Origin of the sequence: Bacteroides rodentium JCM 16496 (assembly GCF_000614125.1) — a bacterium.
In the GTDB taxonomy this organism is placed as follows: domain Bacteria; phylum Bacteroidota; class Bacteroidia; order Bacteroidales; family Bacteroidaceae; genus Bacteroides; species Bacteroides rodentium.
Genome location: NZ_BAKJ01000104.1, coordinates 1 through 5,524 on the forward strand (window position 1 = coordinate 1; position 5,524 = coordinate 5,524).

General features: G+C 39.2%; 6 protein-coding genes and 1 pseudogene. All 7 read left to right on the forward strand.

Annotated features, from left to right (window positions below):
* Nucleotides 1–722 (forward strand): RHS repeat-associated core domain-containing protein (locus tag JCM16496_RS22835; RefSeq protein ID WP_500778602.1); only part of this gene is annotated, 722 nt, incomplete at its 5' end.
* A 149-nt stretch (nt 723–871) separates the two neighbouring features.
* Nucleotides 872–1,234 carry a hypothetical protein gene (locus tag JCM16496_RS20575; protein WP_128809780.1) on the forward strand — a complete coding sequence of 121 codons (363 nt, stop codon included), beginning with the start codon at nt 872–874 and terminating at the stop codon, nt 1,232–1,234.
* A 91-nt stretch (nt 1,235–1,325) separates the two neighbouring features.
* Nucleotides 1,326–2,639 (forward strand): RHS repeat domain-containing protein, encoded by a 1,314-nt coding sequence (locus JCM16496_RS20580; RefSeq protein WP_025836378.1) that lies wholly within the window; start codon nt 1,326–1,328, stop codon nt 2,637–2,639.
* 90 nt (nt 2,640–2,729) lie between these two features.
* Entirely contained in the window at nt 2,730–3,275 is a 546-nt protein-coding gene (locus JCM16496_RS20590) for a hypothetical protein (RefSeq protein ID WP_128809781.1), read from the forward strand.
* 199 nt (nt 3,276–3,474) lie between these two features.
* Nucleotides 3,475–4,362: pseudogene (locus tag JCM16496_RS20595) on the forward strand (RHS repeat-associated core domain-containing protein); the annotation flags it as partial.
* Nucleotides 4,363–4,370: 8 nt separating this feature from the next.
* Nucleotides 4,371–4,946 carry a transcription initiation factor IIE subunit beta family protein gene (locus JCM16496_RS20600; RefSeq protein ID WP_128809782.1) on the forward strand — a complete coding sequence of 192 codons (576 nt, stop codon included), beginning with the start codon at nt 4,371–4,373 and terminating at the stop codon, nt 4,944–4,946.
* A gap of 4 nt (nt 4,947–4,950) precedes the next feature.
* Entirely contained in the window at nt 4,951–5,238 is a 288-nt protein-coding gene (locus JCM16496_RS20605; protein WP_025836382.1) for a hypothetical protein, read from the forward strand.
* The last annotated feature ends 286 nt before the right edge of the window (nt 5,239–5,524 follow it).

Sequence of the window (5,524 nt, forward strand, 5' to 3'; positions counted from 1 at the left end):
TGGACCCGCTGGCGGAGAATCTTTATCCTTGGAGTTCTTATGCTTACTGTTTGAACAACCCTATAAAATATGTTGACCCTACCGGTTGTCTGGCCTCCACGCACACGGATTCTTTGGGCAATGTTGTTGGAGTATATAATGACGGAGATTTAGGAGTATACAAGCACAATACGGATTTCGAAGGAACCAAACAGGAATTGGCTGAGAATTATTCTTCTAACAATACTGCTGCCGGAGGTGAGAAAATGGGAGAGACTTATGAATGGGATTCGTTTATGGATCCCGATAAAAGGACTCCGGTTGGTCAAATTGACTTTGGTTCTTTTGAGGCCTCCCGAATGGTGTTCAACCGCTTCAGGTATCTTTCCACTCTGAAGATGAAGCCGTTAGAGTTTGCTGTTTATGCGCTGAATGCCAATAACGGAGAGTATTTCGACATCAAGCATGGTGACCCCTATAAAGGTTCGCAGTTCGGCAAGGGGAAATATGTTTCAAGACGTGACGCCGGCAATATATTGGCGGGTATGGTTGCTCGAAGAGGAGGCCTTTCGGCAGAAGTAACTTATACGGCATTCGGGGCTTTGCAACTGGCTGAAAACAATCGATTGCTGTTACCAATACATTTATTCGATGCTGCACACTTAGGACCTAATGGTTATTATGGTGAAACTCCTATATCACATTTGTTCCAGAAACGAGGGTATGAATATAATTTCAAGTAAAATGAAGATAAGAAATATAAAGTCTGTTTGTAGGATACTTTTTGTAGTCCTTATCATAGGAGGTATTTATTACTCCCCTTTTGGAGTGCTTTTCTATAGGACGGAAAAAAAATTATTTTTATGATACAGAGGCTGAACAAGGTCATTGTTTGACAGCAATCTTCCATACCTGTTTTTTATGGGAAGAGCCATTGGAAACTGCAGGGATTTATCTCATCCCCTACAAGTTCAAAGGTGTATTACCTAAAGATAATTACATAAGGCTTAACTACATCGGTGCTATATTCCCAATATATTATAAATGGAGTAATGATACTTTGCATTTGCGTATTCCTTTTTGGGGAATCATAGAAAATAAACTTTCATCCAAAGTAGTAGTTGATGAAAAACCTCTTTTTTACGAAAAATGTGGACGGTATGATTCGGATACCACAAGGAACGTGAAGGAACGGCAAGAGTGGCTGCAAATGAAAAAGGAATATCGTAGCTTTGACAGGTATGACTTGAAATAGTTTTCAGGGAAGCAGATAATTCTCTATCTTCATACATTGTTTCTGAATATCAGAAATTCCTAATTCGATACTTTTAATTGAATCTCTGCTTATGCCATTGCGCGTAAGCAGAGATTTTCATATACATACCGGACGGCAAACGGAACCACACGTCTACACCTTCACCTACGATGGACTGAACCGCCTGACGGATGCCGTCCACAGCGCAGGCCGCTATACGGAAAAAGTGACCGCTTACGACAAGAACGGGAACATCAGGAACCTGCAACGCTACGGACAGACTGTTGCCGCCACTTACGGTATGATCGACAACCTTACCTTTACCTTCGATGGCAACCGGTTGAGCCGTGTAGACGATTCGGCTACTGCATCTGCCTACAACAACGGCTTCGAGTTCAAGGATGCCGCGAAGCAAGCCAATGAGCACGCTTACGATGCCAACGGCAATTTAACGAAAGATTTGAATAAGGGAATTATCAACATATCGTATAATTGTTTAAATTTGCCAAGCGTAGTAACGTTCAGTGACGGTAGTACCATCACCTATACATACGCAGCCAATGGCACCAAGCTGCGAACAGTGCATAAGATAGGCGGCACTGCCACCATGACGGATTACTGCGGCGATGTGGTCTATGAAAAGGGTGTCCGTAAACTGTTGTTGACGGAAGCGGGTTACGTTACTTTGAATGACAAGAAGTATCATTATTACCTGAAGGACCATCAGGGGAACAACCGTGTAGTCATCAACCAGAGCGGGGCGGTGGAGGAAACGAACCATTACTACCCCTTCGGTGGAGTATTTGCAAGTAGCAATAGTGTTCAACCTTATAAGTATAATGGTAAGGAATTTGATGCGAAGAAAGGTCTGAATTTGTATGATTACGGGGCACGAATGTACGACCCGGCGCTGGGACGTTTCCATACGAATGACCGGTTTGCCGAGAAGTATTATTCGATGTCTCCTTATCAGTATGGGGCGAATAATCCGGTTGGAAATATTGATGTGAATGGGGATAGTATCATTATAGCTCCTAATCCAAATGGGCTAATGGATCAAATAAGACTGACTTTTGGCTTTGATACAAAATATCAATCAACTGTAAAAGCGGATTTGCAGCAGCTGAAAAAGGATGATAAAGAGGTGGGTGAAATGATTGCTGATTTGGAAAACAGTGAAAATATTCATAATATTACAATGCCTAATAAAAAATCTAAGTATGCCAATGCGACAATACCAGAAAAAAAAATTACGACATGTCACAAGGAAGTACAGTATATTACAATCCTTATAATAAAAAAAGGAATATATATGATAGAGAAACTAGAACCCCAAGAATTGGTTTGGCTCATGAATTACAGCATTCATGGGATTTTGAGAAGGGCATTGCTAATAAAGAAATGACGTCAAACGGTATTCTTATGATGGATGTCCGTGCTGTAAAAACAGAAAATAAAATAAGAGTGAGTATTGGTGAACCTCTAAGAACATTTTATGGGAAAAAGAAGATTAATTTTGATTAATAGGAATAAGATAGTTTTTCTAATTATAAGTGTAATTATTGGATTATCTTTATTACTCACGTTTGAAAAAGACGAAAGCATAGACAAGAGTGATTATTATTTCTTTTCTACTGCACCACCTTTTAAGTCAACAAATATCTTTTATCAAGATTCTGCTTATAATATTTTGGGAACTACAAGTGATTTGTATTTCAGTATAGATGATAGTATTATTGGAAAACAGTTATTAAAATCATCTTATCAAGATACATTGGTAGCGGACAGCCTATTATTTGATAAAATAAGAAACTTTATTATTATTCCTATACCACGTATTGATTCTATTTATAAAAAATATGGAGTAGAATATATACTCCAGAACTATATGAGAAATGGAATACCAAAGCTGTGTTTAGAATATGACACCTTATCTCAGGAACAGTTTCTTGAACTGAATTTTATTATTGATATACTTATTCGTAATGGATTCGATTTTTTCTGTGATTGTGAGACAGGAATTCCTGTAATGCTTGATTAATACCCAATGAATCCCTGTTTATTCTATTTTAGTGGATAAGCGGGGATTTTATGTATTTTTTTCGTTTACAAATTCCCAATTGAGGATAGTGCCTCATTGAGTATGTCTAAGGCGAGTTGACTTAAGTTTGTAGATTTCAGATGTCGATGTGAATTTGAACAATAATATCTTTATACCTCTTCTGTTAAATCTATGCAGGTACAATGTTCGCAACTGGCTGACGGGCATCAGTGGAAGCAAGTTTACACAGAATTTGTTCTACAATACGGGAAATGGTACGGCCAAGTACAACGGCAGCATCAGCAGCATGACCTGGAAGGCTGGTGACGAGAGCACGGTCCGCGGCTATAAGTTCACCTACGACGGGATTGACAGAATGCTGAATGCCACTTACGGCGAGACAGCCAGTATCAGTACGAATGCGAACCGCTTCAGCGAGAATGTGACGGCTTCTGCCTATAATGGCGGCTTCGAGTTCAAGGATGGTGTAAAACAGGCGAACGAATATGCTTACGATGCCAATGCTAATTTAACGAAAGATTTGAATAAGGGAATCACTGATATTCAATATAATTGTTTAAATTTGCCAGGCAAGGTAACGTTCAGTGAGGGTAGTACGATAACCTATACTTATGCAGCCGACGGCACCAAGTTGCGGACAGTGCATAAGATAGGCGGCACTGCCACCATGACGGATTACTGCGGCGATGTGGTCTATGAAAACGGAGTCCAGAAGCTGCTGCTTACCGAAGAGGGCTATGTTACTTTGAATGACAACAAGTATCACTACTACTTGAATGACCATCAGGGGAACAACCGCGTAGTCATCAACCAGAGCGGGGCAGTGGAGGAAACGAACCATTACTACCCCTTCGGCGGTCTTTTTGCAAGTACCGGCAACATGCAGCCTTACAAGTACAATGGCAAGGAACTTGATACAAAGAAAGGCTTGAACTGGTATGATTACGGGGCAAGGCATTATGATGCGGCACTGGGAAGGTTTACAACGGTGGACCCGCTGGCGGAAAAGTACTATGAAGCAAATGAATATACTTATTGCTTGAATAATCCTATTGTGAGGATAGACCAACGGGAATGGCATCTCATTATAATTGGGAGAAGCAAATATATGAAGATGAACACGGTAATGAAGTATCTTGGGAAAGTGTACAAAAAGAGTATGGCATAAATGGCAACCCAAATTCTGATACATCTTTTTCTGAGAATGAAGTAGATGCTATAACAGGAGCTGCTCCTATTGTAGATAAAATGAATGTATTTAGTATTCTAAAAGCATCAGAAGGACGTGGACTTATTACCGGAGAACCATTTTTCTTACCAGGATTTGGCGTTTTCAAATTTGGTGCTATGTGGAAATCTATTAAAAACATACTTAAATTTTCAACGTCAATAGGGAAAACACAAAAAGAAATTCTAAATTTTAGCGTTAAAGCTGTACAGCATATGTCAAACAAGGGTAGAGCGGTCCCTATCCAAATATTACGTGAGACTATTGAAAATACACAAGGGATTCCTGATCCTCGTGGCTCACGAGCATTAATGCATTATGGTGAAATTTGGAAAAATAACAAGCCTTATAAATTGGAAATTTTGTATGACAAAAAGACAAATACTATTTGGCATTTTCAATATAGTCCTATAAAACCTTAAAATTATGTATAAAAGAGGAGACAAAAAAAGAATCTATCAATTAATTGAGATGTATCTATCTGGCAAAATCACTACTACGGATTTTTGCGATGAATACTATTATTCTTATGATATGGAATTAAACAATCTTTCTCTTACAAAGCAAGAACGTTTATATCTCGATAAATTAGGAAAAATAACAAGCCGTTTTTCCGAGTATAAAGAAGACCATTTGCTTGATCCTAAAGCATTCTCAACAACAAAAGAAGTTTATGAAATAGTTTTAGAAGTTAAGAATAAATTAAGTTTATAGGATTTCTGAACCATAAATGTAGAAAAGAGTCCCTGCTTATCTAATTATGTGTAGGCAGGGATCTCTTATCCTATTTTCATATATCCCGGAAATCTCTCGCAAAGCTTACTGATCGAGAACAAAATATATCTTACCAATGGCAACATATCGGCAGCACCTGCACATCCATTCCGTCCCGGGAAAGGATGACATCAGGGAGGTGTACAGCTATGTTTACGACAACAAGACGGGAGATAACCCGGAACGCCTGCTGAAAGTGCAGCACCAACTGGACAGTGGCAATGTG